32 protein-coding genes are annotated in these 23,333 nt (G+C 71.4%); 9 read left to right on the top strand and 23 right to left on the bottom strand.

Going from position 1 to position 23,333, the window contains the following annotated elements:
* Nucleotides 1–202: 202 nt before the first annotated feature.
* Complete coding sequence (locus tag J2X36_RS03585; protein WP_165937947.1) at nt 203–550, bottom strand: GYD domain-containing protein; 348 nt, start codon at nt 548–550, stop codon at nt 203–205.
* A gap of 178 nt (nt 551–728) precedes the next feature.
* Here J2X36_RS03585 and J2X36_RS03580 point away from each other — a divergent pair, with 178 nt between their 5' ends.
* Complete coding sequence (locus J2X36_RS03580) at nt 729–1,016, top strand: hypothetical protein (RefSeq protein ID WP_132255944.1); 288 nt, start codon at nt 729–731, stop codon at nt 1,014–1,016.
* Between the two features lie 40 nt (nt 1,017–1,056).
* On the opposite strand, the gene J2X36_RS03575 is transcribed toward J2X36_RS03580, so the two are convergent.
* Nucleotides 1,057–1,512 carry an anaerobic typically selenocysteine-containing protein gene (locus tag J2X36_RS03575; protein ID WP_132255945.1) on the bottom strand — a complete coding sequence of 152 codons (456 nt, stop codon included), beginning with the start codon at nt 1,510–1,512 and terminating at the stop codon, nt 1,057–1,059.
* Nucleotides 1,513–1,606: 94 nt separating this feature from the next.
* Nucleotides 1,607–1,855: a hypothetical protein gene (locus J2X36_RS03570; RefSeq protein WP_132255946.1), complete on the bottom strand. Its 249-nt coding sequence runs from the start codon at nt 1,853–1,855 to the stop codon at nt 1,607–1,609.
* A 133-nt stretch (nt 1,856–1,988) separates the two neighbouring features.
* Between J2X36_RS03570 and J2X36_RS03565 the strand changes: the two genes are divergently transcribed.
* A complete protein-coding gene (locus tag J2X36_RS03565) occupies nt 1,989–2,243 on the top strand; it encodes a hypothetical protein (RefSeq protein ID WP_132255947.1) in 255 nt (84 codons plus the stop codon).
* 80 nt (nt 2,244–2,323) lie between these two features.
* Here J2X36_RS03565 and J2X36_RS03560 read toward each other — a convergent pair whose 3' ends face one another.
* From J2X36_RS03560 to J2X36_RS03505, 12 genes are all read right to left on the bottom strand, one after another.
* A complete protein-coding gene (locus J2X36_RS03560) occupies nt 2,324–2,740 on the bottom strand; it encodes a DUF3618 domain-containing protein (RefSeq protein WP_310346249.1) in 417 nt (138 codons plus the stop codon).
* A complete protein-coding gene (locus tag J2X36_RS03555; protein WP_310346248.1) occupies nt 2,737–3,132 on the bottom strand; it encodes a phage holin family protein in 396 nt (131 codons plus the stop codon). The genes J2X36_RS03560 and J2X36_RS03555 overlap by 4 nt, the downstream gene beginning before the upstream one ends.
* Before the next feature lie 7 nt (nt 3,133–3,139).
* Nucleotides 3,140–3,583: a hypothetical protein gene (locus tag J2X36_RS03550; RefSeq protein ID WP_310346245.1), complete on the bottom strand. Its 444-nt coding sequence runs from the start codon at nt 3,581–3,583 to the stop codon at nt 3,140–3,142.
* Nucleotides 3,584–3,712: 129 nt separating this feature from the next.
* Complete coding sequence (locus J2X36_RS03545; protein WP_132255951.1) at nt 3,713–3,961, bottom strand: hypothetical protein; 249 nt, start codon at nt 3,959–3,961, stop codon at nt 3,713–3,715.
* 383 nt (nt 3,962–4,344) lie between these two features.
* Entirely contained in the window at nt 4,345–5,292 is a 948-nt protein-coding gene (locus J2X36_RS03540; RefSeq protein WP_310346241.1) for a BLUF domain-containing protein, read from the bottom strand.
* A gap of 18 nt (nt 5,293–5,310) precedes the next feature.
* A complete protein-coding gene (locus J2X36_RS03535; protein WP_310346238.1) occupies nt 5,311–7,035 on the bottom strand; it encodes an EAL domain-containing protein in 1,725 nt (574 codons plus the stop codon).
* 249 nt (nt 7,036–7,284) lie between these two features.
* On the bottom strand, nt 7,285–7,731 hold the full coding sequence (locus J2X36_RS03530) for a DUF421 domain-containing protein (RefSeq protein ID WP_132255954.1): 447 nt from the start codon (nt 7,729–7,731) through the stop codon (nt 7,285–7,287).
* 31 nt (nt 7,732–7,762) lie between these two features.
* Nucleotides 7,763–8,266 carry a hypothetical protein gene (locus J2X36_RS03525; RefSeq protein WP_310346233.1) on the bottom strand — a complete coding sequence of 168 codons (504 nt, stop codon included), beginning with the start codon at nt 8,264–8,266 and terminating at the stop codon, nt 7,763–7,765.
* A 162-nt stretch (nt 8,267–8,428) separates the two neighbouring features.
* Entirely contained in the window at nt 8,429–9,400 is a 972-nt protein-coding gene (locus J2X36_RS03520) for a HEAT repeat domain-containing protein (RefSeq protein ID WP_310346230.1), read from the bottom strand.
* Between the two features lie 8 nt (nt 9,401–9,408).
* Complete coding sequence (locus J2X36_RS03515) at nt 9,409–9,642, bottom strand: 4Fe-4S dicluster domain-containing protein (RefSeq protein ID WP_310346227.1); 234 nt, start codon at nt 9,640–9,642, stop codon at nt 9,409–9,411.
* A 30-nt stretch (nt 9,643–9,672) separates the two neighbouring features.
* Nucleotides 9,673–11,418, bottom strand: coding sequence for a fumarate reductase/succinate dehydrogenase flavoprotein subunit (locus tag J2X36_RS03510; protein ID WP_310346225.1), 1,746 nt, complete (start codon nt 11,416–11,418; stop codon nt 9,673–9,675).
* 60 nt (nt 11,419–11,478) lie between these two features.
* Complete coding sequence (locus tag J2X36_RS03505; RefSeq protein ID WP_132255960.1) at nt 11,479–11,829, bottom strand: DUF971 domain-containing protein; 351 nt, start codon at nt 11,827–11,829, stop codon at nt 11,479–11,481.
* 326 nt (nt 11,830–12,155) lie between these two features.
* Between J2X36_RS03505 and J2X36_RS03500 the strand changes: the two genes are divergently transcribed.
* A complete protein-coding gene (locus tag J2X36_RS03500; RefSeq protein WP_132255961.1) occupies nt 12,156–12,608 on the top strand; it encodes a hypothetical protein in 453 nt (150 codons plus the stop codon).
* Between the two features lie 367 nt (nt 12,609–12,975).
* On the opposite strand, the gene J2X36_RS03495 is transcribed toward J2X36_RS03500, so the two are convergent.
* Nucleotides 12,976–13,161: an Rmf/CrpP family protein gene (locus J2X36_RS03495; RefSeq protein ID WP_310346221.1), complete on the bottom strand. Its 186-nt coding sequence runs from the start codon at nt 13,159–13,161 to the stop codon at nt 12,976–12,978.
* A 250-nt stretch (nt 13,162–13,411) separates the two neighbouring features.
* Between J2X36_RS03495 and J2X36_RS03490 the strand changes: the two genes are divergently transcribed.
* Nucleotides 13,412–14,215 carry a fumarylacetoacetate hydrolase family protein gene (locus J2X36_RS03490; protein ID WP_310346218.1) on the top strand — a complete coding sequence of 268 codons (804 nt, stop codon included), beginning with the start codon at nt 13,412–13,414 and terminating at the stop codon, nt 14,213–14,215.
* 22 nt (nt 14,216–14,237) lie between these two features.
* Here the strand turns inward: J2X36_RS03490 and J2X36_RS03485 are convergent, their stop codons facing one another.
* Nucleotides 14,238–15,221: an oxidoreductase gene (locus tag J2X36_RS03485; RefSeq protein WP_310346216.1), complete on the bottom strand. Its 984-nt coding sequence runs from the start codon at nt 15,219–15,221 to the stop codon at nt 14,238–14,240.
* 374 nt (nt 15,222–15,595) lie between these two features.
* Here J2X36_RS03485 and J2X36_RS03480 point away from each other — a divergent pair, with 374 nt between their 5' ends.
* Both J2X36_RS03480 and J2X36_RS03475 read left to right on the top strand, forming a co-directional pair.
* A complete protein-coding gene (locus tag J2X36_RS03480; protein ID WP_132255965.1) occupies nt 15,596–15,838 on the top strand; it encodes a hypothetical protein in 243 nt (80 codons plus the stop codon).
* Between the two features lie 98 nt (nt 15,839–15,936).
* Complete coding sequence (locus J2X36_RS03475; RefSeq protein WP_310346213.1) at nt 15,937–16,287, top strand: hypothetical protein; 351 nt, start codon at nt 15,937–15,939, stop codon at nt 16,285–16,287.
* A gap of 24 nt (nt 16,288–16,311) precedes the next feature.
* Here J2X36_RS03475 and J2X36_RS03470 read toward each other — a convergent pair whose 3' ends face one another.
* The 4 genes from J2X36_RS03470 to J2X36_RS03455 form a co-directional block, all read right to left on the bottom strand.
* The gene (locus J2X36_RS03470) at nt 16,312–16,653 is read right to left on the bottom strand and encodes a hypothetical protein (RefSeq protein WP_310346211.1); all 342 of its coding nucleotides are present in this window, start codon (nt 16,651–16,653) and stop codon (nt 16,312–16,314) included.
* A 161-nt stretch (nt 16,654–16,814) separates the two neighbouring features.
* Complete coding sequence (locus J2X36_RS03465; RefSeq protein WP_310346208.1) at nt 16,815–17,279, bottom strand: MucR family transcriptional regulator; 465 nt, start codon at nt 17,277–17,279, stop codon at nt 16,815–16,817.
* A gap of 259 nt (nt 17,280–17,538) precedes the next feature.
* Complete coding sequence (locus J2X36_RS03460; RefSeq protein WP_310346206.1) at nt 17,539–17,964, bottom strand: thioesterase family protein; 426 nt, start codon at nt 17,962–17,964, stop codon at nt 17,539–17,541.
* A 101-nt stretch (nt 17,965–18,065) separates the two neighbouring features.
* Nucleotides 18,066–18,314, bottom strand: coding sequence for a hypothetical protein (locus J2X36_RS03455; RefSeq protein ID WP_310346204.1), 249 nt, complete (start codon nt 18,312–18,314; stop codon nt 18,066–18,068).
* A gap of 361 nt (nt 18,315–18,675) precedes the next feature.
* On the opposite strand from J2X36_RS03455, the gene J2X36_RS03450 reads away from it, so the two are divergent.
* Nucleotides 18,676–19,077: a hypothetical protein gene (locus J2X36_RS03450; protein ID WP_310346202.1), complete on the top strand. Its 402-nt coding sequence runs from the start codon at nt 18,676–18,678 to the stop codon at nt 19,075–19,077.
* Between the two features lie 172 nt (nt 19,078–19,249).
* Here J2X36_RS03450 and J2X36_RS03445 read toward each other — a convergent pair whose 3' ends face one another.
* Entirely contained in the window at nt 19,250–20,107 is an 858-nt protein-coding gene (locus tag J2X36_RS03445; RefSeq protein ID WP_310346199.1) for a helix-turn-helix transcriptional regulator, read from the bottom strand.
* A gap of 91 nt (nt 20,108–20,198) precedes the next feature.
* Between J2X36_RS03445 and J2X36_RS03440 the strand changes: the two genes are divergently transcribed.
* The gene (locus J2X36_RS03440; RefSeq protein WP_132255979.1) at nt 20,199–21,395 is read left to right on the top strand and encodes an MFS transporter; all 1,197 of its coding nucleotides are present in this window, start codon (nt 20,199–20,201) and stop codon (nt 21,393–21,395) included.
* 6 nt (nt 21,396–21,401) lie between these two features.
* On the opposite strand, the gene pucL is transcribed toward J2X36_RS03440, so the two are convergent.
* On the bottom strand, nt 21,402–22,241 hold the full coding sequence (pucL, locus tag J2X36_RS03435) for a factor-independent urate hydroxylase (RefSeq protein WP_310346192.1): 840 nt from the start codon (nt 22,239–22,241) through the stop codon (nt 21,402–21,404).
* 206 nt (nt 22,242–22,447) lie between these two features.
* Between pucL and uraD the strand changes: the two genes are divergently transcribed.
* The gene (uraD, locus tag J2X36_RS03430) at nt 22,448–23,332 is read left to right on the top strand and encodes a 2-oxo-4-hydroxy-4-carboxy-5-ureidoimidazoline decarboxylase (RefSeq protein ID WP_310346190.1); all 885 of its coding nucleotides are present in this window, start codon (nt 22,448–22,450) and stop codon (nt 23,330–23,332) included.
* The last annotated feature ends 1 nt before the right edge of the window (nt 23,333 follow it).

Raw genomic sequence — 23,333 nt, 5'->3', positions numbered from 1 at the left:
CGGCCAAGCGAAGGTGCGGGATCGGCTGAAAAATTCGCTTTGCTATCAAAGCGCGCCTTTATCCCGCACCTTGTCTAAACGGCCCTGAAACAACACGCAGGTGCTACTTCTGCCGGGCCCACCATTCCCGCCTCCCTCCATCGACGGAGATGGTCCCGCCGGGAACCGCGGGTTCGCCGGCGAGACGCCTGTCGGCCGAGGCTCAGAGAACGGAGCCCCGCGGCGCGCCCGCAGGCTTGTAGGTGCCGGCCACCTCGCGCGCGCGCTGGAACGCGTCCTCCATCTCGCGCGTGGTCATCGCCAGCGAGGTCGTCATGTCGGTGATGGCGCCTCCCGCGGCGGCGACGAGGACCGAGGTTGCCATGCCCTCGGTCGGCCCCTCCGCGATGATGAGGAAGTCGTGTTCTCCGAAGGTCATGTAATAGTTCAGGAGCTTGCCCCCCGACCGCACGATCAGGTCGCGGACAGCCTCCTCGCGGTTCTCGGGGTTGGCCATCATGCCCCTGACGGCCTCCGTCGTGAAGCGTCCCTGTGTGATGAACAGCGGCATAGCTTCCTCCCGTGTTCGGCCCGCTGCGACGAGCGGGGCCGAACCGGTTTTAGCGCACCGCCCACGCTCCCGGCGGGTCCGTACGCTTGCGCAGCGGCGGTACCGGGCGGGGAGCAATGGCGCGCACATTTGGACGCAGATCCTTGATCGCGCGCGCCGACACCGCACCTGACTCGGGATGAAGTTGCAGAATGGACTGCTCTACCGGACCCGCAGCGGCCGCACGGCCGGGCCGGTCAGGAGGCGCGGCGACCGGGTTCATCCCTGGGAAGGCCTCGTCGAAGGCATGGACGCGCTTCTCAGCTGGACGGATGACGGCCACTTCTACGCGGACGGGAAATCGCACGGGCTCGACCTGGTCGGGCATCTGCGCGGATCCGCCGACAAGGCGATCGACCAGATGACCCTGGAGGATTACCGCCGCGGCATCGCGAGGCTCTACGGGCCGGTCCGTTCCGGCGAGTGAGGGCGGGGCCGGGCCCCACCCTCGCGGCCGAGGCCCAGTCTCAATTCGCCGGCGGCGTCAGGGTCAGCTTGCCCTTGAAGGGCGCGTCCTGGTTCTTCGTGCTCGTGCAGGCGTAGTCCTGGCTGCCCGCCTTCATCGTCCGCAGGCGCAGCGTCCCCTTGCCGTTCTGCTTCACGAGGTAGCCCTTCTCGCTCATCACGTGGATGAGATCGCCGTCGGCGTGCAGCACCCGGCCGTTCTCGAACTGGTCGCCCATCGTGATCGTCACGGGTGCGCTCGCCTGGCTGACGACGTGGAGTTCCACGTTCGTGTCGGCCGGCAGCAGCACCTCGGCCGGCGCGCAGACCGGCTTGCCGTTGTCCAGGGTGATGGTCAGCTCGACCGGCGGCATGGCGCTGCTGGCGGGCGGGGGCAGGGGCTTGCCTTCCGCCCAGGCGGGGCCGGCCGCGCATAAGGCGCCGATCGCGCCGAGGGCGAGCAGAGGGATTCGCGACATATCGAGCTCCAAGGATTCCGTGGGGAGGCCCAGGGCCAAGAAGCCCGGCGATCCGGGAGTTCCTGGACGCGACGTCCCGACGCTGCCGGAGGGCTCAGCCGACCGCGACGCTCGTCAGCCTGTCCGCCGCCCGGCGCACCTCCTCGACGATCAGTTCCTCGCTCGGGCTGCCGCCCGCCATGTCGGCCAGCAGCACCGAGACGTCCCGCTTCACGTCCTCCCGGACCTCCGGATTCTCCTCCGACAGCCGTCCGATCAGGACGCCGAGCACGAGTTCCATCGCCACCATCTTCGCGTGAAGGCGCGACAGGTCGTCGAGGGTGTCCGGATCGTTGGTGTTCATGTCCTGCTCCATCCGTGCGCTGAGCTCCCTGTCGTCGGCAACGCCGGTCGCGCCTCGCCGGCTCAAGGTGTAGAGCGTCCGGCACGAGGGCAAAGGGCGTCGAGCCCATTCCGGGACGTTGGGGCGATCGAGCATGGCGATGAAGACGACCTACGTGGTGCAGACCTTCGTGCTGAAGCGGAAGCGCCTGACGCCGGGTGACCGCGAGGTGACGGGGACCGAGAGCGGCGCGCTGAAGAAGGCCGAGGCCATGGCTGGCCGGTTCCCGGGCACGGCGGCGCTCAAGGTCGTGGCCGACGACGAGACCGGAGAACTGGAGAGCGCCACCATCCTGGCGCAGTTCGGCGAGGTGCCGGACGATTTCGCCGAGAGCCTGCAGGGCGGCTGAGGGGAGATTCGGCGGCCGATCCCGCCCGCAGGGCGCGACCGTAAGCGGGCCTCGCCGCCCCTTGGCGGGGCGGGCGACGCCTATTTCGTGATCCGCACCGAGACCGGGTCGCTGCCGGGGAAACTCTCCTCCACGCCTTCGTCGAGGCGCCGGTCCGCGCGCGCGCGCTCGTTCTCGGGAAGGTCTCTGTCCGGCCGCCGGGCGACCGGACCTGGCTCGAAGACGGGGCGGCGGCCCCGGCCGGATCGCCGGATCTCGTCGTAGACGAGGAGGCTCAGGCCCGCACCGATCAGGAGGGCCGGGAGCGGGTAGGCGCGGATCGTCGCGGCAAGCTGCCCGAAGCCCTCGTTCAGCGTGCGGCTCGATTGCCGCAGCCCCGCGAGGTCCCTGGCGAAGCCGGGCGCAGTCAGGCGGGATTGAAGGGCCCCGAGCGTCTGATCGAGCCGCTCGCGGCTCGCCTCGACGTCGTGCTCCAGCTCGTCGGCCGATCTGCTCATGCGTCCATGCGCTCCGTGATGATCCGTGCATCCTCCTGGACCTGCCGCTCGGTCCGGGCGGGCTCGAGGCTCGATGCGGATGCCTTGCTGCGACCCCACAGCGCGAGCGCGAGGGCCACGGCGGCGAAGAGCCCGCCCACGATGAGGGCCGCCAGCGCCTCGGAATTCAGGAGGACGGCGAGCGCCTTCACCGCGGCGAGGATGAAGACGAGCACCGCGGTGAGCGCGAAGACCGCCGCCGCCACGAAGAGGCTGATGCCGAGGGCGAAGCGCTCCAGCCCCTCGCCCATCTCCCGGCGGAAGAGGGCGATCTCCTTGCCCACCAGATCCTGCGTCTCGCGGATCGCGTCGCCGATGAGGGAGGGGATGCTCCGGGTCTGCGCTGTGGCCATCGATGCCTCACAGGTCCGGTGTGGGGAAGACGTCCGCGGGCACGACGGCGTGCGAGCGCGGGATCGGCCGCAACCCGGACGGCTTCAGGACGCGGTAGAGCGCGAAGCCGGCCAGCACCGCCGCGGCCACGGCGACGCCGGGGCGACGGCGGATGGCCGCGTCCACCTCATCGTAGAGTTCGGCGGCCGTGCGCCGCTCGATCCCGGCGGAGAATTCCTCGACCCCGTCGGCCGCATTGTCGAAGAAGGCCTTCACGTTCGGGCTTTCGGAGAACCCGTCCCCGCTCGTGCGGATGGCGCCCGCGACGTCCGCGACGGCCCGGGCGACGTCGCTCTTGCGTTTCTCGATGTAGCTCTGCGTCTGCCCGCGGACGGCCTGAGCGAACCCGGCGGGGCTCTCCGCCCCGGCATCGACGGGATCAGCCGTCCGATCCGTCCCGACATCGAGCATCACGCGTCTCCTTCATGCCGCATCCTTGAGGCAAGACAAACAACAGGCGCGGCAAGCAGTTCCGCCGGGTCGGCAGCGACGGCGAAGGCGACCACGCTCAGGCCGGACCGGGGCCGGCCTGCGGCTCGCTCAATGCCGTGCGAGGCTCTCGAACTTCGCCTCGGCCCCGAGCCTCTCGCAGAAGCGGGCCAACCGGCTGAGGCTCGGCTCGGCCAAGCCTCCGGCATTCGCGAAGGTCGCGAGCGCGAAGCTGACCAGAAGCTCCGCCTCCTCGTGCGTGACGGCTCGACCGCTCAGGGTGCTCGCAGCCCCCCGCACCGCCTGCACGGCTTGCCGAAACGCCGGATCGCCCTTCAACTCCTCGAGGCGTGACGCCACGTCGATCTCCCAACACTGATCCGCCAAGCTCGGCGGATGCCGCTCATTCCACGAACCTCTCCCGGGCCTCATCGGAGGTGAAAGGCGATCCAGAGGGCGCAGGCCAGCGCGCCTCCGATCAGGAGCCATCTGACGATCCCGGTCAGGACGGCCCAGGCTTCATCGCGATCCGCCTCTCGCCTGCAGGTGCCCGGTGAGACGCAGATAGGAGCCGGAACAGGCTCCGCTAGCCCCGGCCGCCCGGGATGCGGCCCTGCCCCGCGGATCGCGGGCTTCCGACCGAGCCGGTGGCAGCGTGGGCACGGAGCCCGGCGCAGGGCAGGCTCCCAGCCTGCCAAGCCGGACCGGCCGCTCGAGGGCGCGACTGCCGGCCCAATCCTTCGTCAGGCCGCGTTGCGCGCCGATCCAGCCTTCCCCGGCGCCTGTCGCGGCTGCGAGACCGCGCCGGCCTCGTCGCCGCGCGCGGCCCCGATCGCGGCCGCCTCTTCGCAGAGGGCCGCCGCGAGCAGGCGTGCGCGCTCGATCCAGCGGTCGCGCTCCTCGCGCAGGACGGCGAGCTGGTCCCGGGCGGTGGCGAGATCGACCTGGACATCGTCGAGTTCGTTGCGCAGGGCGCTCGTGCGCTCGCGCTCGCTCGCGAGCGCCGCCTTCAGGATGATGAGCGCCGCCTCGCTCGCGCCGCGCGGCTGCCGGCGCGCCGCCGCGTCCCGCTGCGCCCCGGCGCGGGGCGCCTGCCCGGTCTGTTGCCCAGTCTCTTGCCCGGTCTCGTGCCCTCTCTCTTGCGCGGTCCCGAGATCGGACCAGATCTCGCCGATCTCGGCCCGGACCCGCGTCACGTCGAGCGCGGCCGGAGCGGGGCCGAGGTCGGGCTCGTCCCGCACCGGGGCGGGAGCCGCAGCCAGACCTTCCTCCTCCAGGACGAGGCCGTGCAGCATGGCGAAGACGGCGTCGCCGTCGAGGCGCGAGAGGTCGAAGCCGCTCTCGGCCGCGAGCCCGCTCCAGCGCGAACGGCCCTGCGCCGAATGGCCCACGAATGCCATCGACCAGTTCGCGAAGCCGCGGCTCTCGACCGGGCCGCATTGCAGGACGGTGACGTCGCCGTGGCGCATGTCGCGCTGGATGCGCTCGAACGTATCCTCCACGCCCCTGCGCGGCCCCTCCAGCACCTGCGCGAAGGCCCCCGCATTGAACATCAGCGCGCCGGTGACGCCGGCCGCGGGGTTGTTGCGCTGGGAGGTCGCGAGGATCTGCGCCACGGAGGCGGCGGCGTCCGCGTCGGAGCCCGGCAGCAGGTTCTTGCTGGCGTAGACGAGGCGGTAGAGGTCGCTCATGGTCGGGCTCCGATCGGGTCAGGCGGGGGAGCGCTGGCGCGTCAGGAGCGCCACGAGGTCGTTGGCCGGAACCGGCCGGCTGATGAGGTAGCCCTGGACGTCCGTGCAGCCCTCCGCCCGGATACGCTGCATCTGCTCGGAGGTCTCGACGCCCTCCGCGACCGTCGTCATGCCGAGGCTCTTCCCGAGCCCGGCGATGGCCCGGATGATGGCGTCGCCGTCGGGCTTCGACGCGAGATCCTTCACGAAGGACCGGTCGATCTTGATCTTGTCGAAGGGAAACGAGCGCAGGTAGCTCAAGCTCGAGTAGCCGGTGCCGAAATCGTCCATCGAGACCCGGACCCCGAGGTCGCGCAGGCGATGGAGCGTCTGCAGCGTCTTCTCGCCCTCCTGCAGGAGCACGCCCTCGGTGATCTCGACCTCGAGCCGCGGGGCGGGCAGCCCGGAGCTCGCCAGCGCCGACAGGATCATCTCGACGAGGCGATCGCTCTTGAACTGCGCCGGCGAGACGTTGACCGCGATCGAGAGCGGCACCGGCCAAGCGGCGGCGTCCCGGCAGGCCTGGCGCATGACCCACTCGCCGATCGGGACGATCAGCCCGATCTCCTCGGCGAGCGGGATGAACTCGGCCGGCGAGATCATGCCGCGTTCGGGATGCCGCCAGCGGATCAGCGCCTCGCAGCCGGTCAGCTGGTTGGTCTCCAGGTTGAGCTGCGGCTGGTAGTGCAGCTGGAACTCCCGGCGGGCGAGAGCCTGCCGCATGTCGAGCTCCATCTGCCGGCGCGCCTGCATGCGCGCGTCCATCTCGGGCTCGAAGAACCGGTAGGTGCCGCGCCCGTCGAGCTTGGCCCGGTAGAGGGCGAGATCCGCATTCTTGAGGAGCCTGTCGGCATCCCGTCCGTCGTCCGGCGCGAAGGCGACGCCGACGCTCGCGCCGATGGTGAGAAGGTGGCCGTCCACCATGTAGGTCCGGCCGACGAGGTCCACGAGGCGGCGCGCGAGGGCCTGCGTGTCGCCCGGGTTGGACACGGCCGTCTGGAGGATGACGAACTCGTCGCCGCCGATCCGTGCAACCGTGTCGGTCGCCCGGAGCGTCGATCGCAGGCGCTCGGCGACCTTGACGAGCAGGGCGTCGCCGACCGGGTGACCGAGCGTGTCGTTGACCGGCTTGAACCGGTCGAGATCGATCACCAGCAGGGCGCAGCCCTCGCCCGACCGCGCCAGGCGCGCGAGCGCCTCGTCGAGGTGCTCGCGCAGGAGCAGGCGGTTCGGGAGCCCGGTCAGCGGATCGATGCGCGCGCGCTCCTCGGCCTGAGCCTCGGCCGCGCGCCGCAGGCTGACATCCGCCACGCTGACGGACCAGCCCCCGTCGTCGACCGGATGGAGTTCGATTTCGAGGCAGGCCGTCTCGATGGCGAGCTCGAAGGCGGCCGATCTGCGCTGCTCCAGGGCGCAGCGCAGCCGCCGCGCAAGGGCGCGCCGACCATCCCGCGGGGCGAGGCGCAGGGCGAACAGGATCTGCCGCGACGATACCCGGTCGGGCGTCTCCTCGCCCGGCAGGCCGAGAAGATGCGTCACGCGATCCGTGCGGAGGATGATGCGGCCGAGGCGGTCGATCAGCAGCAGCCCCTGCGGAAGGGCGTTGAGCCCGGCCAGCAGCGCCGGAGCGGGTCGCGCGCGGTCGCCGCCCGCCGGATCGAAACCCACCTGCAGAGCGGGGAGGGCGCGAAGGGATGGAGGCATTCTGTGATCGACCCGGGTGCCGCTCAGCGTACGCAGAATGAATAAGCGCGCCGTATCAGGCCAGCATCACAGCATCCTGTTGTTAATTTTCAAATAAGGTGCTCTCCATCCACACAGTTTACTCAATTGATCTATGTTATGTCGGTTTGTTTCCGAAGCGTCCCGGCGCCGCTCCTGCGGCCCTCGAAGACGGTGCCGCCGTTCGCACCGTGGATACGGGAAGACGGCCCAAATCGGCGCGCGCACGCCTCAGGAGCGCCGCTTCGGGACGACGGTGATGGCGCCCGTATGCTCGATGATGGCCGATTGCACGTCGTCGAGGTTCGTGATGCCCTGCTGGCGCATCTCCGCCATCACGTCGCGCGCGTCGATCCGCCGATGCCGCATCTGCGACTGATCCCAGCGGCCATCGGAATAGATCACGACGGGATTGCCCTCCGTGACCATGCCGATCGTCGGCCAGACGCGCTTCAGCGCCGACAGCAGGGTGTGCAGCCCGGCGATCGTGCAGAGGGCGAGGATGGCTCCCGTCACCGAGCGATCGTCGCCGAGGATCGGGGGAACGGCCATCCCACCGAAGAAGAAGATCACCACCATGTCGAGGGGCGTGGCCGAGCGCATGATCCTCTGGGTCGAGAGCCGCAGCAGGATCAGCACGACGAGATACATCAGGGCGGCGCGAAGAACGATGTCCATGGGCGCGTCTCTCCGCGGTCTCGACGGTTCGTCAGGGATAGATGAAGAGCGGCAGGCTCAGCCGCTCGCCCTGGGCGGAGATCGAGCCGTCGACGCGGCCGACGCGGCTCGGGGCCAGCTTGAAGAGCACGCTGCCCTGCCGCTCCGGCCCGAGCCGGAACGTGTAGGTCACGCCGTCGGGCGTGGCGTCGACGGAGGCGGCGCGCGGCTGGGTCGCGTTGATCGAGACGTGATCGAGGAGATCGGCGCCGATCTCGACGCGCAGCATGTCGCCGGGCAGCGGCTGCGTCGCGGACACCTTCATCTCGGCCGGCGCATTCGCCCGCAGGAGGCGTTCGTAGGTCACGGTGAGCGGTTGCGTGGGGAAAGTCCGCGTCATGCGCGAGAGCCAACCCTGACCGAACAGGCCGGCCAGACCCGCGACGACGACGAGGGCGATCAGGCTCTGCAGCACCGACTGGGCGCGGCTCCAATGCCTCTCGAAGCCCGGATTGGGCTCGATCTGCGTCTGCGTCGCCTCCGTCGAACTGATCATGCGGCGTGGTCTCCCGAGTGTGGCCGATGGCTACAACCCAGGGTGAGGCGAAACCTATCAGAGGCTGCGACGACGGCGCGCAGCCCGGCCGGCACCGGTCTGGGAGTCGATCGGGACCGCGGCGGATGCGAGGGCGCGGCGACCTAGGGGCGGCTTGGGCCCCTAGACCGACGCCTCGGCCCGGCAGCGGCCGATCGCCCAGCGGACGAGCTTGCGCACGTCGGGATCGGGATCCTCGGCATGGATTTCGAGGGCGGCGAGGCCGCGCGGGTCGGCGATCTCGCCGAGCGCCGCGGCGGCCTCCTTGCGCAGGTTGCTCACATCGGAGGCGAGCGCCCGCCCGAGCACGTCGACGGCCGAACAAGCCTTGATGCGGCCGAGCGCGTTCGCCGCCTTGGTGCGCACCTGCCAGATCGGATCGTCCATGGCCGCGATCAGCGGGTCGACGGCCTCCGGCAGCCGGATCTTGGCGGCCGAGACCGCGACCTGCTCGCGGACCTGCCAGTTCGCGTCCCCGAGGCCGGCGAGCAGGGTCGGGACGCCCGGTCCGCCGGGCCGCAGGAAGACGAGGGCCGCCATGGTGGCGCGGCGCACGCTCGCGTCCGGGTCCCCGGCGGTGGCGATGAGGGCGGGCAGCGCCTCCTCGGCCTTGAGGTAGCCGATCACGCCGAGGCCCTCGCGGCGCACCTCCGGCACCGGGCTGCGCAGCGCGCGGAGCGCGGCCGCCAGCGCGTCCGGCAGCACGAGGTCCCGCAGCGCGCGGAGCGCCGCGGCCTGGACGAAGGGGTCGGCGTGCTCGGCCCGCTCGATCAGGAGCGGCCCACAGGCCGGCTCCTTCTTCTCGGCGAGCGTCTCGGCGGCGATCTGGCGGACCGCCTCGTCCGCGTCCTCCAGCGAGCGCACGAGCCCCTCGACCACCTCCGGCCCGTCATGCTCGTCGAGGGCGCGGGCGGCGGCCGCGCGGACCGCGGCATCGGAATCGGCCAGCCCCTTCAGCAGGAGAATCGTCGCCTCGGGGCCGACGGCTTCGGCGAGCTCCATCATGGCGACGCGGCGGATCCCGGGATCGGGATCCGCGCAGCGCCCGGACAGATCCTCCAGATCGTCGTCGAAGGTCTCGAACGGAGATGCCATCGCGAGCCTCAGCGGAGCAGGTAGGGGATTTTGACCGTGACCGCGTTCGTCGGGCAATCGACCTCGCAGGGCATGCAGTACCAGCACTCGTCGTATTTCATGTAGGCCTTCTGGCGGGTGTCATCGATCGCGAGGATGTCGAGCGGGCAGACATCGACGCAGACCCGGCAGCCCTTCTCGGCGATGCACTTGTCGTCGTCGACGACGACCGCGGCGCTCTTGGCCTGATGGATGATCGGCATGGGTTCAAGTCTCCGGAATACGGGTGACGATCACTCGGCGGCGGCCGGAATCCTGATGCGGAGCTGGTGGTAGGCGTTCATCTCCTCGGCCGCGACGGGCACGATGAAGGGGTCGACCGCGCGCTTGGCGTGGGCCATGCGGCCGGCCTCGTCCTTGAAGAGCACCGTGTGGCAGGCCCACTCGGCGTCGTTCGTCTCCGGATGATCGACGCGGAGATGGTAGAAGCCCCAGCGGCTCTCGGTGCGGTAGAGGGAGGCGGCGGCCGCCATGTCGGCGCAGTCGAGGATCGACTGCATCTCGAGCGCCCGGAGCAGTTCGTGGGGATCGCGGGCGCAGAGGAGGCCGAGATCCTCGCGGATCTCCGCGAAGCGGCGCTGGCCGAGCCTCATCTTGGCCGTCACCTTCGGCGGCTCCAGGTAATCGTTGACGAGGCGGCGGGTCTTGAACTCCATCTCGTGGGGGGTGAGCCCGTCCTCGCGCCGCGTCGGGGCCAGAACCCGCTCCTGCTCGGCGACGAGGTCGCCCGCGTCGTACGAGGCCAGGCTCGTGCCCGCGCAATAGGCGGCCGCGTCCGCGCCCGCGATGCCGCCGTTCACGAAGGCGCCGAGCATGTAATTGTGCGGCACGCTCGCCATGTCGCCGACCGCGTAGAGGCCGGGCACTGTGGTGCGGGCATGCTCGTCGACCCAGACGCCGGAGGCCGAGTGGCCGGAGCAGAAGCCGATCTCCGAGATGTGCATCTCGACCGGCCGCCGGCGGTAATCGTTGCCGCGGCGCTCGTGGAAGCGCCCGCGGGAGGGCCGCTCGTTGGTGTGCAGGATGGTCTCGATCTCGGAGATCGTCTCCTCGCGCAGATGATCCATCTTGAGGAAGACCGGCCCGTTGCCGCTCTGCAATTCGCGCCAGAATTCCAGCATCATCTGGCCCGACCAGTAGTCGCACTCGATGAAGCGCTCGCCCTTGTTGTTGGCGGTGAAGCCTCCGAAGGGCCCCGTCACGTAGGCGCAGGAGGGGCCGTTATAGTCCTTGATCAAGGGGTTGATCTGGTAGCATTCGAGGTTCGCGAGCTGGGCGCCCGCGTGGTAGGCCATGGCATAGCCGTCGCCGCAATTGGCCGCGTTCTCGTAGGTGCCGAACAGGTAGCCGGAGGCCGGCAGGCCGAGGCGCCCGGCGGCGCCGCAGGCGAGCACCACGGCCTTGGCCTTCACGACGAGGAACTCGGAGGTGCGGGTGTTGACGCCGACCGCCCCCGCGATGCGCCCGTCCGGTCCCTTCAGCAGCCGGGTCGCCATGTAGCGGTTCGTCACGCCGACCTGCAGGCGGCGGAGCTGCCGGTAGAGCACCTTCTTGACGTTGTGCCCCTCGGGCATCGGCAGCACGTAGGTCCCCATGTGGTGGACCTTGCGCATGGTGTATTCGCCGGAGCCGTCCTTCTCGAACTTGACCCCGAGCCTGTCGAGGTACTGGATCATCGGGAAGGAGCCCTGCGCGTAGGCCATCACCGGCTTCTGGTTGACGATGCCGTCATTGGCGACCGTGATCTCCTTCACGTACTGCTCGGGCGTCGCGTAGCCCGGCACGACGGCGTTGTTGAGCCCATCCATGCCCATGCTGATCGCGCCGGAGCGCTTCACGTTCGCCTTCTCCATGAGGACGACGCGCAGGCTCGGATCGGCCTCCTTGGCCTTGATCGCGGCCATCGGGCCGCCGGTGCCGCCGCCGATCACGAGGATGTCGGTCTCGATGATCTCGGTCTTGGGTTGAGGAGCGCTCATTCTGGCCCTGATGGGGTGGGCGCGGGCGACCGCGCGGGACTGGGAGGCGGATCGCCGGGCTCAGGCGGCCGCAGCGGTCGCGGGGCCGGCGCTCCCGCGGGCGAGATCGCGCAGGTAGGGCCAGGGATAGATGCCGCGCGCGTGTCCGTCGGAGAAACCGAGATGGACGGCGTAGCCGCCGATCGGGTCGATGCGCGTCACCGCGGCCGCCTCGAAGGAGGCCGGGAACCGGCCCTGGACCCGGTCCCGCGTGCACCACGCGCAGCGGCAGCCGAGGCGCAAGGCCTCCGCGCTCAGCATCCCGGACGCGCCGTCCCGCCAAGCGAGGCGCAGCGCCCGGCCGCCGGGCGCGAGCACGATCTCGGCCGGCACGGCGTCCGGGTCGAAGGGCGGCTCGGCGGGAGGGGTCATGGATCGGCATCCGTCATGGGCCTGTCGTGGCCGACGGATTAGGGACCGGGCGGCCGATCCGAGATAGCAATTACTTGCCTGCCCTCCGCGACTTGCCTGCCCTCCGCCACTTGCCCGCCCTCCGCGCGTGGCGGCGTTCGAGGCAGCACGCCGATGGCCGGCGGGCCTGCGCGCACCCGGCGAGCCGTCGCGCGGCCCACGCCGCGTTGCCGCCGGAATCGTCGTACGGCGGCGCCTCTTCGAACGCAGGGGTTGCGCCCTAGATCGCAAGCAGGATCACGGCCCGGCACGTCGCGTCCGCCGCCGGCCGAGGGAGAGGGATGGGCATGCGCCAGCACACGAAGTTCCGTTCAGCGCTCGTCGCCGCGGCCGTTCTCGTCGGGTGGGCGAGCGCCGCCTCGGCCGATTGCACCCGGCGGATCTACAACCGCTCCGCCTATGTGCTGGTCGTCAGCCAGGATGGCGGGCCGCCGATCAGCCTGCGGCCCGGCTCCTCGGCGCCCGTGCGGCTCTCGCGGCCGGGCACGCTCGATCTCAGCGTCCAGTGCTCGGCCTACGGGGGAGGGGCCGAGCCCGTCGCCCGCACGCAATTCACCTATCAGGCGCTCCTCGACCGCTGCTACGTCGAGTTCGGCACGCAGTTTTTCGTCGCCGCGCTCGGCCGCGGCTTCTTCGGCACGCAGGGAACGAGCCCGTTCACGGTCAACAACCCGCGTCAGGGAGACGTCGTGCTCGGCCCCTTCGCGGCGAGCTGCCCGGCCCTGAGCCGGCGCGGCTGAGCGGGCGGTCCCCGAACGACATCGGGCCGCCAGTTCGGTGGGATCACCGGAGCTGCGCGGCCCGCTTGCCGTTCGGCCTCCGGATCGGGAGGCCGCAGCGACGGCGCCAGTCTCGGGCCGCATCCCTTAACGGATCGTCAACAGGCCGCCGCGCCGTCGGGGCAGACGTCCCGCCCGCACCCGCGGCCGGCACAAATCATTTCCAGGAACCCCGGCCCGCAGGGCCGGTTGGTCGCGTACGGCACCCGGCATTCGCCATGCGGGCGCCGCACCCGTCACTGACGGGCGTTTCCTCCCTCGACTTCGGGCCGCCCTCGGGCGGCCCGCTTTCCGTCAGCCATTGGTCGGGCTCCGCCGGCGCCGAGGCTCACCGGCCGGCATCCATCGGCAGGTCGGGGCCGTCGTCGGCGGGCGCGCCGTCATAGCCCTCGAACCAAGCCCGCCGCTCCGACGAGCCCGCAGGGTAGGGGCAGGCGTCCTTCGGCCGTCCGATCGCCCGGGCATGGGCGCCTTCCAGGATCGGGTCGAGCCGCGGCTGATGTCCCTCGGTCATGCGTACCTCCTCGTCGGACCGGCGGTGAACCGCCTTGAAAAGACAACACCGGCGACGCCCGAGGTTCCGGCGCGGCACCGGCCCCCCGAGCCGCCGGACATCGGTCAGTTTGTCGCAGGCTAGGTGACGTTGGATCTCCGCCCGGGGCGGGCCCGCGCAGCGGCACGGCCAGCCCGCGGCCCCTGGCATGCCAGCCCGGCCTGGCATAGCGTGCCCGCCCCCGGAACCGCCGCCCGAGAATTGTCCTCAGATGTCCAGCTTCACCCGTCGCAACGCCTTCGGCACCGCCCTCGGCGCGGCCAGCGGCCTCGCTGCCGGCGCACTCGCCCGTCCCGCCTTGGCGGCGGGGGCGGGGGCGGGCGAGGCCCTGTTCCCCCTCGCGCAGGCGACCATCCCGGTCATCGGCCAGGACACGCTCTTCCCGGTCCGGCGGATCTACTGCATCGGCCGCAACTACGCGGCGCATGCCCGCGAGATGGGCTCGGACCCGGCCCGCGAGCCGCCCTTCTTCTTCCAGAAGCCCTCCGACGCGATCCAGGTCGTCGGGCAGGGGGAGGTCGGCGAGCACCCGTACCCGACGCTGACCAAGAACTACCACCACGAGATCGAGCTCGTCGCCGTGCTGAGATCCGGCGGCCGCGACATCCCGAAGGAGCGCGCGCTCGACCACGTCTACGGCTACGCCACCGGCCTCGACATGACCCGCCGAGACCTTCAGCGGGGCATGGGCGACCAGAAGAAGCCCTGGGAGATCGGCAAGAGCTTCGACCATTCCGCGCCGATCACGCCGATCGTGCCCGTCGCCTCGGGCGGCCACCCGACCAGGGGCCGCATCCGGCTCTCGGTGAACGATGCCGTGCGCCAGGAGGCGGATCTCTCGGACATGATCTGGTCGGTGGCCGAGCAGATCGCGAACCTCTCCGCCGCCTTCGAGCTGAAGGCCGGCGACATCATCTACTCCGGCACGCCGGAGAATGTCGGCCCGGTGGTGCGGGGCGACGTGCTGCGGGGACAGATCGAGGGTCTGCCGGACCTGTCGATCCGGATCGTGTAGGCGCCCCCGGCGAGGCCGCGCCTCACCCCGGCGGGAGGGGCGCCGGCGCGAGCGGGATGCGGACGGCCGTCAGGTCTTCCGAGATCGCCCAGAGGCGGCGCGCGACCGCCCCGTCGCGCGCGTGCGGCTCGACCTCGGCGATGGCCGGGCCGCCCCGGAACTCCCGGAAACCGCTCGGGCCGTAATAGGTGCCGCCCTGCGCCGCCGGCGCCGCCGCCGCGTAGAGGAGGGGCAGGGCGCCCCGGGCGGCGGACTGGCCGATCGCGGCGAAGATCGCGCGGCCCGCGAGCCGCGCGAGGGGGCCGGCCCGATCGCCGCGCCGGGTGATGTCCGTCCGCGCCAGCCCGGGATGGACGGGGATCGAGCGGATCGGCGAGCCCGCGGCCCGCAGGCGGCGGTCGAGTTCGAGGGCGAAGATCAGGAGAGCGAGCTTCGTCTGCCGGTAGGCGACCTGGGCGCCGTAGGTCCGGCGCAGTTGCAGGTCGTCGAAGTGGATCAGGCCGGATCGGTGGGCGATGCTCGCCACCAAGACGACCCGGGAGGCCGGGTCCGGCCTCAGGGACGGCAGGAGAAGCCCGGCGAGGGCGAAGTGGCCGAGATAGTTCGTGCCGAGCTGCCGCTCGAACCCGTCCTCCGTCTCCTCGCGCCGGGGCACCGAGGCGATGCCGGCATTGAGCACGAGCAGGTCGAGGGCTTGCTCTTCGGCCCTCCAGCCGGCGGCGAAGGCGTTCACCGAGGCGAGGCTACCCGTGTCGAGCGGCCGGGCCTCCGGCCGGGATCCGGGACGGGCGCGCCGGATCGCGGCCACGGCGCGGGCCGCCTTGTCCGGGTCGCGCGCCGCGAGCACGACCCGGGCGCCGGCCCCCGCGAGCGCCAGGGCCGTCTCGAAGCCGATCCCGCTCGTGGCACCGGTGATGATGGCGGTCCGCCCGGTCTGGGGCGGGATGTCGGCGGCTTTCCAGCCCGAGGGCGGCGCGTCTCCCAATGCCGGGCCTGTACCTGTCATCACGCTCCTCCTGCGGCGCCCCGCGCCGGCTCCCCTCCGACAATCGCTTCGCGGGCCTGGGGTTCGGCCGGCCGAACCGCGCGCGCCCTCGGCGCTTGGGTGGGGCGAGGGTCCGGCCTGTCCGATCGAGGCGGGCGGATGGGAGATCGTCGAACGCTCCCTCTGCGACGAGATGATGGCCGGCCTCGCGAGCCTGCTGCGGGGAGCGGGCCACGATGCGGCCTCGGCCGCGGCGAAGGAATGTTCGAGCGCCCTCCCGGCGCGGCCCGCCACCGATCGGAACATCGAACCACAACCTGGAGTTCGGGATTCAGGTAGGCAGACGAAGCTCCGGCGAAGCTCCGGGACAGGTCCCAGGGAAGAGGCGCAGCGCGATGTCAGAGGCAGAGGATCCGGGCATCGAGCCCAAGGTGCCGAGCGAGCGGCCGGACCCGAAGGCCGCCGGTGCGCCGGCGGGCGGCGCGGATCGGCCGGGCTTCGATCTCGGCGGCGCCGCGGACAAGTCGGTCCAGAGCGGCACGATTCCGAGCACCGGGCCGCGCGGCGATCCGGCGATCGGGAACGACCAGCCGACCGATCGCAGCCAGATGACGAGCCGCAAGGGCACGCCAGCCTGAGGGCCGGCCGGCTGGGGCGAGAGGGTCCGGCCGGCGCGGCCGGACCGGCAGAGGCGTCCCGGCTCCTCGGGGGCCGGGCAGAGACGGGAGGCGACACCGTGGCAGACCTTCACGCACACGATCCTCTCGGGCGGTCGTCGGGGCAGACCGGCTCGGACGCGGGCCGGCCCTCCGACGGCGGCCCGGGCATGGCACAGCAGGCGCAGGAGACGCTCCGCACGGTCGGCGACCGCGCCTCGGAGACCTGGGACGATCTCTCGGAGCGCGGCGCGGACACGTACAGGCAGGGCAGCCGCGCCCTGGGAGAGGTCGACGGCACCACCGCGACGGGCCTGCTGATCGCCGGCGCCGTCGGCTTCGGCATCGCGTGGCTCATCTTCGGGCAGGCCTCGCGATCCAGCGACGACGTCGCCGGTCGCATGAGCGCCGGCAGCGAGCGGCGGCGCTAGCACGGAGCGAGGACTGGACGGACGCTATCGCGCGGCGCGCCGGGCCCGGACACCCGCGAGCATCGCGGGATGGGCCGCGATGGCGTCGGCCGGGCCGGGGGGACCCGGCTCCCGTTGCGGCGCGAGGCGTGGGTCCGGCACAGGCCGATCCTCGATGACGACCTCGACGCTGATCCGGCGTCGGTGCGGGGCGAGCCCGGCCGGCCGCCGGGATCCCGCGAGGGTAAGCACTGCGAACGCGGCGAGCGCGAGGAGGCCGGTGGCGACCGCGCTCCAGCTCGGCGCGGGCTCCAGCATCATCACGACGAGGCCGCCGAGGGCGCAGGCGCCGGCCAGATTTCGAGCGCTGAGGGGATCGCAGGGCATGCGGCAGCCTGCGTGACGGATCTCACCGTTCGACGAAGCAAACCGCTCGGATTGTCCGGATCGGCTCTCGCGGCGGCCCCGTCAGGCGCCGCGGCGAGCCGGGAGCGGCACGGATTCCGCGCCGGTCCGGCCCCATCCCGAGCCGTCGCCCGAGTTCCGGCTCAGGCCGCCTTGCGGCTGCGGCGGCCCTTGCTGGGCTCGTCCTCGGTGCGGCCACCCGGTCGGCCGAGTCCGATGGACTTGGCGAGTTCCGAGCGCTGGGCGGCGTAGCTGGCGGCCACCATCGGGTAGTCGTTGGGCAGGCCGTAGCGCTGGCGGTAGCTGTAGGGGTCGAGCCCGTGGGTCGAGAGATGGCGCTTGAGCGTCTTGTAGGGCTTGCCGTCGATGAACGAGATCAGCGCGTCCGGCGTGATCGACTTGCGGACCTGAGCCGGCGTCGGCTTCTCGACCGTCTCCGCGGCGGTGGTGACGCCTCCCGAGGCCAGCCCGTTCAGCGCGGCGTGAACACTGACGATGAGCGCGGGCAGTTCGGCCACCGGCAGGGAATTGTTCGAGACGTAGGCCGATACGATGTCGCCTGCGAGTTCGACGAAGTCGAGATTCTGGGCCTGAGGTTCATCCACCACGAGTGCAATCCTATAGTTCTTAGTACCCCTCTGGCGCATAAATCATCCGAAGGGTAAGCGAATCAAGAGAGCGCCGCAAGAAATCTGCAGGAATCCGCACACTATCGGCAAGCGCGCCGTCGTCGATATAGGGCAGCTTATCCTTATCGCCGCTACTCGCCAGAGGCGAGGAACTTCCTGATCTCGTGACGCTGCGCGCATCGCGCGGTTGTCAAGCTGATCGCCAGCAGAGCAACCGCGGGTTGATTCGAGCGGCGCGTCATTCACGCGTCGGCGGCAGGACCGGGGTGGCGAGCCGCTTGCTCGCAAGCCGGCTCTCGAGACGCTCGAGGTCGACCACCATGCGCTCGTGCGTTCCGGCGCCGACTTGCTCGGCCTCGTCGTAGGCCGCGACGCGGAACCGGAGGCGGCGCCCCTCGACGCCGACGACCTCGGCCTCGGCCCGAACCCAGTGGCCCGCGGGCGTCGCCGCGAGGTGTTCGACCTCGACCTTGGTCCCGACGGCGCTCTCGCCGGGCTCGAGATAGGCGCGGACCGCGTTGAGGGCCGCGTTCTCCATGGCGAGCACCATCATCGGCGTGGCGAAGACCGGCGGCAGGATCGCGTCCTTGAACTGGCTCGCGAGGTGCTGCGGCCCGACGAGCAGGGTGAAGCTGCCCGTGCTGCCGATGGGGACGTCCTTCATGAATGCTCCTCCGGGAGCGCCGCGCTCCGCCCGGACCTATGCCGAGGCGTCGGCCCGGGTTCCGCGAAGGCCCTCCGGCACCAGGCCCTCCGGCACCCGGATCACGCCTTCCGCGCGATCCCCGAACCCGCGTGGATCGCCCGGCGCCTCTTGCGGGCGCGCGCATCCCGCCAGAGGGCGAGCCTGTTCCGGACCGGGGCCAGGATGCGGTCGAGGGCCCAGAGCAGCGCCCAGACGACGATGATCAGCAGACACAGCCCGCCGATGGCCACGCCCCAATATCCGGGCGCCGGGATGATCATCAGGCAGACGAGCCCGCCGAGAGATAGAGCTGGAATCCAGACGGGCACGATCGGCTACCCTCCTCAACAGGAGAGCAATCTAGGCTGCAGCCGTCATCAACCGGTTAAATCGATCGCTCCCTGCAGATCGACCAGATCCCGGGCGGCTCTCTTCGCTCGTGCTCGCGTCGAGACCGGTCCTCGTACAATTCCGAAAATTCCGGTGACTTCGAACCGGCCACAAAGGGCCTCACATGAGCAGAAAGGCCGCGAAAACGCTCATCAAAGCCGGTGCGATAGCGGACGGACGCGGTATAGCGCAGGTGTGGCCGGCGCGCTTCTTGAACTCGGTCGGGGCGCGATCGACAAAGGACGGGCCGGACCGGACGCAGGGGCAGCGTCTTCGGGCGGCCGGGCAGGGGGCCTCGTCATGCGGATGGTGATCGGGATCGCGCTGCTCGTCGCGAGCGCGTCGCCCCTCCTGGCGCAGTCGCGCCGGGCGCTGATCTGCTCCGAGGAGGTCTCCGTCCGCCTGAGCGAGCCCGCAAAGCCCGACGCGCCCCGGACCGAGGAACTCGACCGGCGCTCCTTCTCCCTGACCTCGGGCGGCGACACGATGAACCTGATCTCGGCCGGCAAATCCGAGTTCTACGAGTGCCAGAAGGTCGTCCCCCGCCTCAACGAGGGCCGGCCGCGCAACACGATGAAGTGCCAGAACGGCATCTACTTCCTCACCATCGACTACTCGCAGCTGAAATTCGCGAAGTCGCAGATGAACCCCGAGAGCCGGACCGACGTGAGCATCAGCTACGGCTCCTGCCGTTTCCCCTGAGGGGGCGAGACGCGGCGCGGGTCAGTGCATGTTCGTCAGGACGAGCGCGTAGATCACGATCGCGATGCCGAGCAGGGTGAACAGCAGCGCGACGCGGGATGCGGCCTGCTGATCCCGCTTCGAGGGCTCGTCACTCATCATCGCGCCGCCTCGGGAAGGATGCTTCCCATTTCTACATCGACCGAGATGAACGGGTCGGTAACGGCGGCGACGACTGACCCGTCACCGAGCGTACATTGCCCGCATCTAGAGGAGACGTCTCCCGCTCCGGCATCAGGCGCCCCATCCGGCCGCGCAGGGCCTGGAGGCTGCGATAGCCGACCGCTGCGGCGATCGCCCGGATTCCGCGCCCGTCCGCGGCGAGCGCCAGGGCCCGGGCGACGCGGGCCCGCGCCCGCCACGCGTCGAAGCTGAGGCCCGTCTCCCGGCGGAAGCCGCGCGTCAGCGTCCGCCGGCTGAGCCCGGCGCGCTCGGCCCAGGCGTCCAGATCGAGGCCCGCGGCCGGATCGTCGATCAGGCCGAGGCAGACGCGGCGCAGCCGCGGGTCGCGCGGCAGCGGCAGGGCCAGCGGCGTCTCCGGCGCCCGCGCGATCTCGTCGAGGACGAGCGCGGCGAGGTGGCCGCCGCGGCCCCCCTCGTCGTAGAGGACGGGCTCGTGCGTGAGCGCGGCGAGGGCGGCGGCGAGGAGGGGCGAGACCTCGATCACCTGCGCCCGGCCCGGGAAGGCCGCCACCGCCTCCGCGTCGAGATAGGCCGAGCACATCGCCACCGCGCCGTGCATGGCGACCGCGTGCGGCAGGCGGGGCGGGATCCAGAGGGCGTGCCCCTGCGGCACCACCCAGGTCCCGTCCTCGGCGGTCGCCATCATCAGGCCGGTCGTGGCGTAGAGGAGCTGCGCGCGGGCGTGAAAATGGCGCTCCGTGCGGCTGCCCGCCGCGAAGTGCTTCGGCATCACGGCGACGCGTCGCGGAATCGTCTGGTAATCCTCGGCCCGGATCGAGCGGGCTCGCGCGGGCGGGGTCGGATCCATCGCCAGCCTCCCTGGCCCGATTGCGTACACCTTCGGCCCGACAGCGTCCAACGGGTCATGTAGACAGGGGCGAGAGAGGAAAGGCGCCCCGATGGAGTCCGACATCCTGTCCCGCCGCATCCTGCGCTTCGTGAACGTGGCGCACGGCCTCGACCATTACGTGCTGCTGATCTACCCGACCGCGGTCCTCGCCATCGCGGCTCAGACGGGGCTGAGCTACGGCGAGCTGATCGGGCTCGCCACCGGCGCCTTCGTCGGCTTCGGCCTGTGCTCGCTGCCGATGGGGTGGCTGGCCGACCGTTACGGACGGCGCACCATGCTGGCGATCTTCTTCTTCGGCTACGGCCTGTCCTGCTTCGGGGTCGCGAGCGCGGGCAGCCCCACCGCCTTCGCCCTCTGGCTCTGCGTGCTCGGCCTCGCCTCGGCGATCTACCATCCGGTCGGCTCGACGATGCTCGTGAGCCATGCCCGCCGCCTCGGCCGCGACCTCGGCGTCAACGGCGTCTGGGGCAATTTCGGCGCGGCGCTCGCCTCGGGCGCCACCGCCTTCCTCGCCGCCCATCTCGGCTGGCAGGCGGCCTTCCTCGTGCCGGGCACGATCTGCCTCGTCTGCGGCATCGCCTTCGTCGCCCTGGTGCCCGGCGACGGCGAGGGCCATGCCCGGGCAGGGGCCGGGGCGAGCGTGATCGCGGTCTCGCGGCCGCTCGCGCTGCTGGCCGTGTTCGGCATCGCGATCGTGGCGGGCGGCCTCACCTTCAACCTCACCACCATCGCCCTGCCGAAAGTGATCGACGAGCGCCTCGCGGAGGGGATGCCGCTCGAGCTGATCGGCTCGGTGGCGACCCTGATCTTCGTGTTCGGCGCCCTGACCCAGCTTGCCATGGGCCGCCTCGTCGACCGCTTCACCCTGCCGGTGCTGTTCGTCGGCCTCTCCGTGCTGCAGCCGATCGGCCTCGGTCTCGCGGCGGCGAGTTCGGGCATCCCGCTCCTGATCGGGCTCGTCCTGACGATCGCGGCGCTCTACGGGCAGGTCGTGATCAACGACGCGATGATCGCGCGCTACGTGCCGGCCGCCTACCGGGCCCGGGCCTACAGCGTGCGCTACTTCCTCGGCTTCACCGCCGCGGGCTTCGTGGTGCCGATGATCGCGCTCATGCACGAGCGCGGCGGCTTCGGCCTCGTCCTCGGGACGGCGTCCCTGTTCGGGCTCGTGATCTTCGCCTCGGCCCTCGGCTTCCTCGCGCTGACCCGGAGCGACGCTGCGAAGAGCCTCGCCCCGGCCGAGTAGGGCGCGTCAGCCCCGGCCGATCGTCGCCTCGATCTGGCCGTGCGGCTCGTCCGTCGGCAGGAAGACCGTGCCTGGGTTGGCGAGGCCGAAGGGGCTCAGGTCGAGCGGGATGTAGTGCCTGTTCGGCAGGGCGAAGTGGATCTCGGCGATCTCCGGCACGGCCGCGAGCGCCGCCTCGCCCATCCGGTACATGCTGTCCTGGAGGCCGGCGCTGTAGGTGGTGCCGAACACCTCCAGGAGGCGGGCGAGCACGGCCGCGTTCGCCGCCGCGTAATCGGCGGGCGAGCGCGCCCAGGTCCAAGTGGCGTCCATGCTGGTGGCGGCGATGCGGTCGGTCGTGTCGGGCAGCGTCCGGTACCGATCGTCCACGAAGCCGGCCCAACCCGAGCCCGTCGTCTTCATGAAGGTGAAGCCGCGCAGGCCCGAGGAAAGGCGGCGCGAACCCCGCTCCGCCACGAGCCCGGCATAGCCGAAGCCGTTGCCGTCGCGGATAAAGGTGTGGCCGTGCGGCTCGCCCGCGACGGCGTGGCGGATCCAGCGCGTCTCCCGCACCTCGAGGCTCACCTCCTCCACCTGCGGGTAGGTCTCGAGGAGGTGCCCGGCGAGGATCCCCGCGAAGGCCTCCGCGCCGGCCGAGAGGTTCCGCGCCGCCGTCACGTTGACGATGTTGCGCAGGCTGTCGGTGGCGATGCAGGCCCGGTTGTCCCCCTCCGTCCAGGCGGCGTCGAACGCGCCCCGGATCAGCACCGTGAGGTCGAGCTCGCGCGGCGTGTGGTGGTCGCCGTCCCGGGCGAGGCGCATCACCCGCACGCGGGCCTTGCCGTAGCGCGAGGCGGTCAGGGGCATGGTCGTTCCTCCGGCGGCGATTGTCGGGTCCCGCGCGGCGGATCGGCAAGCCCCGTGCCGCGCCGGCCCGGACGCATCCTGGGCCCAACCCTGGCCCCAACCCTGGCCCCAACCCTGGCCCCAACCCTGGCCCCAACCCTGGCCCCAACCCTGGCCCATTGTCTGCTACGCTCGGAGGCCGCGTCACCGGAGGAGCGTTGCGGGCGATGGGCTGGGATCTCGGCACCCTGAACGCGGCGTCCCGCGCCGCGTTCGTCTCGGCGCTCGGCGCGGTGTTCGAGCACGCGCCCTGGGTCGCGGAGGAGGCCGCCGGGCGCCGGCCCTTCGGCCGCGTCGAGGAGCTGTTCGCGGCGATGCGCGAGGCCGTCGCCGCCGCGCCCGAGGAGCGGCGCCTCGCCCTGCTGAGCGGCCACCCCGAACTCGCCGGGCGGGCCGCCCGCGCGGGCCGCATCGCCCCGGACTCGATCGCCGAGCAGGCGGCGGCCGGCCTCGACCGGTTGTCGGAGGCCGAAGACGCGCGCTTTGCCGAACTCAACGCGGCCTATCGCGCGCGCTTCGGCTTCCCGTTCATCGTCTGCGTCAAGCGCCACGGGCGCGCCTCGCTCCTGCGGAGCTTCGAGGCGCGGCTCGCGGGCACGCCCGAGGCCGAGCGCCGGAACGCGGAGGCCGAGGTGCTGCGCATCGCCGCGATCCGGCTCGGTGCCCTGGTGAGCGGGGAGGGGGCGCTCCGAACGGCCGGGCGCCTCTCGACCCACGTCCTCGACACCGCGAACGGGCGCCCGGCGGCGGGCGTCTTTCTGGAACTGGCCGAGATCGTCTCGGCCACCGAATCGGTCGTCGTCGCCCGCGCCCGCACCAATGCCGACGGGCGCACCGAGGCGCCGCTGATCGGCGGGCGCCCGGTGCCGATCGCGACCTACGAACTCCGCTTCGGCCTCGGCGACTATCACCGCGCGGCCGGGCACGCCCTGCCGGAGCCGCCCTTCCTCGACGTCGTGACGCTGCGCTTCGGCGTGGCCGATCCGGAGGGGCATTACCACGTGCCCCTGGTGGCGAGCCCCTGGAGCTACCAGACCTACCGGGGGAGCTGAC

Origin of the sequence: Methylobacterium sp. BE186 (assembly GCF_031457035.1) — a bacterium.
GTDB lineage: Bacteria > Pseudomonadota > Alphaproteobacteria > Rhizobiales > Beijerinckiaceae > Methylobacterium > Methylobacterium segetis.
This window is presented reverse-complemented; position numbering and strand designations above follow the sequence as displayed.

Bases quoted from the DNA above. Each gene is read 5' to 3' on its own strand.
- J2X36_RS03585 (WP_165937947.1), bottom strand. From the start codon at position 550: ATGCCGCTGTTCATCACACAGGGACGCTTCACGACGGAGGCCGTCAGG.
- J2X36_RS03580 (WP_132255944.1), top strand. From the start codon at position 729: ATGAAGTTGCAGAATGGACTGCTCTACCGGACCCGCAGCGGCCGCACG.
- J2X36_RS03575 (WP_132255945.1), bottom strand. From the start codon at position 1,512: ATGTCGCGAATCCCTCTGCTCGCCCTCGGCGCGATCGGCGCCTTATGC.
- J2X36_RS03570 (WP_132255946.1), bottom strand. From the start codon at position 1,855: ATGAACACCAACGATCCGGACACCCTCGACGACCTGTCGCGCCTTCAC.
- J2X36_RS03565 (WP_132255947.1), top strand. From the start codon at position 1,989: ATGGCGATGAAGACGACCTACGTGGTGCAGACCTTCGTGCTGAAGCGG.
- J2X36_RS03560 (WP_310346249.1), bottom strand. From the start codon at position 2,740: ATGAGCAGATCGGCCGACGAGCTGGAGCACGACGTCGAGGCGAGCCGC.
- J2X36_RS03555 (WP_310346248.1), bottom strand. From the start codon at position 3,132: ATGGCCACAGCGCAGACCCGGAGCATCCCCTCCCTCATCGGCGACGCG.
- J2X36_RS03550 (WP_310346245.1), bottom strand. From the start codon at position 3,583: ATGCTCGATGTCGGGACGGATCGGACGGCTGATCCCGTCGATGCCGGG.
- J2X36_RS03540 (WP_310346241.1), bottom strand. From the start codon at position 5,292: ATGAGCGACCTCTACCGCCTCGTCTACGCCAGCAAGAACCTGCTGCCG.
- J2X36_RS03535 (WP_310346238.1), bottom strand. From the start codon at position 7,035: ATGCCTCCATCCCTTCGCGCCCTCCCCGCTCTGCAGGTGGGTTTCGAT.
- J2X36_RS03530 (WP_132255954.1), bottom strand. From the start codon at position 7,731: ATGGACATCGTTCTTCGCGCCGCCCTGATGTATCTCGTCGTGCTGATC.
- J2X36_RS03525 (WP_310346233.1), bottom strand. From the start codon at position 8,266: ATGATCAGTTCGACGGAGGCGACGCAGACGCAGATCGAGCCCAATCCG.
- J2X36_RS03520 (WP_310346230.1), bottom strand. From the start codon at position 9,400: ATGGCATCTCCGTTCGAGACCTTCGACGACGATCTGGAGGATCTGTCC.
- J2X36_RS03515 (WP_310346227.1), bottom strand. From the start codon at position 9,642: ATGCCGATCATCCATCAGGCCAAGAGCGCCGCGGTCGTCGTCGACGAC.
- J2X36_RS03510 (WP_310346225.1), bottom strand. From the start codon at position 11,418: ATGAGCGCTCCTCAACCCAAGACCGAGATCATCGAGACCGACATCCTC.
- J2X36_RS03505 (WP_132255960.1), bottom strand. From the start codon at position 11,829: ATGACCCCTCCCGCCGAGCCGCCCTTCGACCCGGACGCCGTGCCGGCC.
- J2X36_RS03500 (WP_132255961.1), top strand. From the start codon at position 12,156: ATGCGCCAGCACACGAAGTTCCGTTCAGCGCTCGTCGCCGCGGCCGTT.
- J2X36_RS03495 (WP_310346221.1), bottom strand. From the start codon at position 13,161: ATGACCGAGGGACATCAGCCGCGGCTCGACCCGATCCTGGAAGGCGCC.
- J2X36_RS03490 (WP_310346218.1), top strand. From the start codon at position 13,412: ATGTCCAGCTTCACCCGTCGCAACGCCTTCGGCACCGCCCTCGGCGCG.
- J2X36_RS03485 (WP_310346216.1), bottom strand. From the start codon at position 15,221: ATGACAGGTACAGGCCCGGCATTGGGAGACGCGCCGCCCTCGGGCTGG.
- J2X36_RS03480 (WP_132255965.1), top strand. From the start codon at position 15,596: ATGTCAGAGGCAGAGGATCCGGGCATCGAGCCCAAGGTGCCGAGCGAG.
- J2X36_RS03470 (WP_310346211.1), bottom strand. From the start codon at position 16,653: ATGCCCTGCGATCCCCTCAGCGCTCGAAATCTGGCCGGCGCCTGCGCC.
- J2X36_RS03460 (WP_310346206.1), bottom strand. From the start codon at position 17,964: ATGAAGGACGTCCCCATCGGCAGCACGGGCAGCTTCACCCTGCTCGTC.
- J2X36_RS03450 (WP_310346202.1), top strand. From the start codon at position 18,676: ATGCGGATGGTGATCGGGATCGCGCTGCTCGTCGCGAGCGCGTCGCCC.
- J2X36_RS03445 (WP_310346199.1), bottom strand. From the start codon at position 20,107: ATGGATCCGACCCCGCCCGCGCGAGCCCGCTCGATCCGGGCCGAGGAT.
- J2X36_RS03440 (WP_132255979.1), top strand. From the start codon at position 20,199: ATGGAGTCCGACATCCTGTCCCGCCGCATCCTGCGCTTCGTGAACGTG.
- pucL (WP_310346192.1), bottom strand. From the start codon at position 22,241: ATGCCCCTGACCGCCTCGCGCTACGGCAAGGCCCGCGTGCGGGTGATG.
- uraD (WP_310346190.1), top strand. From the start codon at position 22,448: ATGGGCTGGGATCTCGGCACCCTGAACGCGGCGTCCCGCGCCGCGTTC.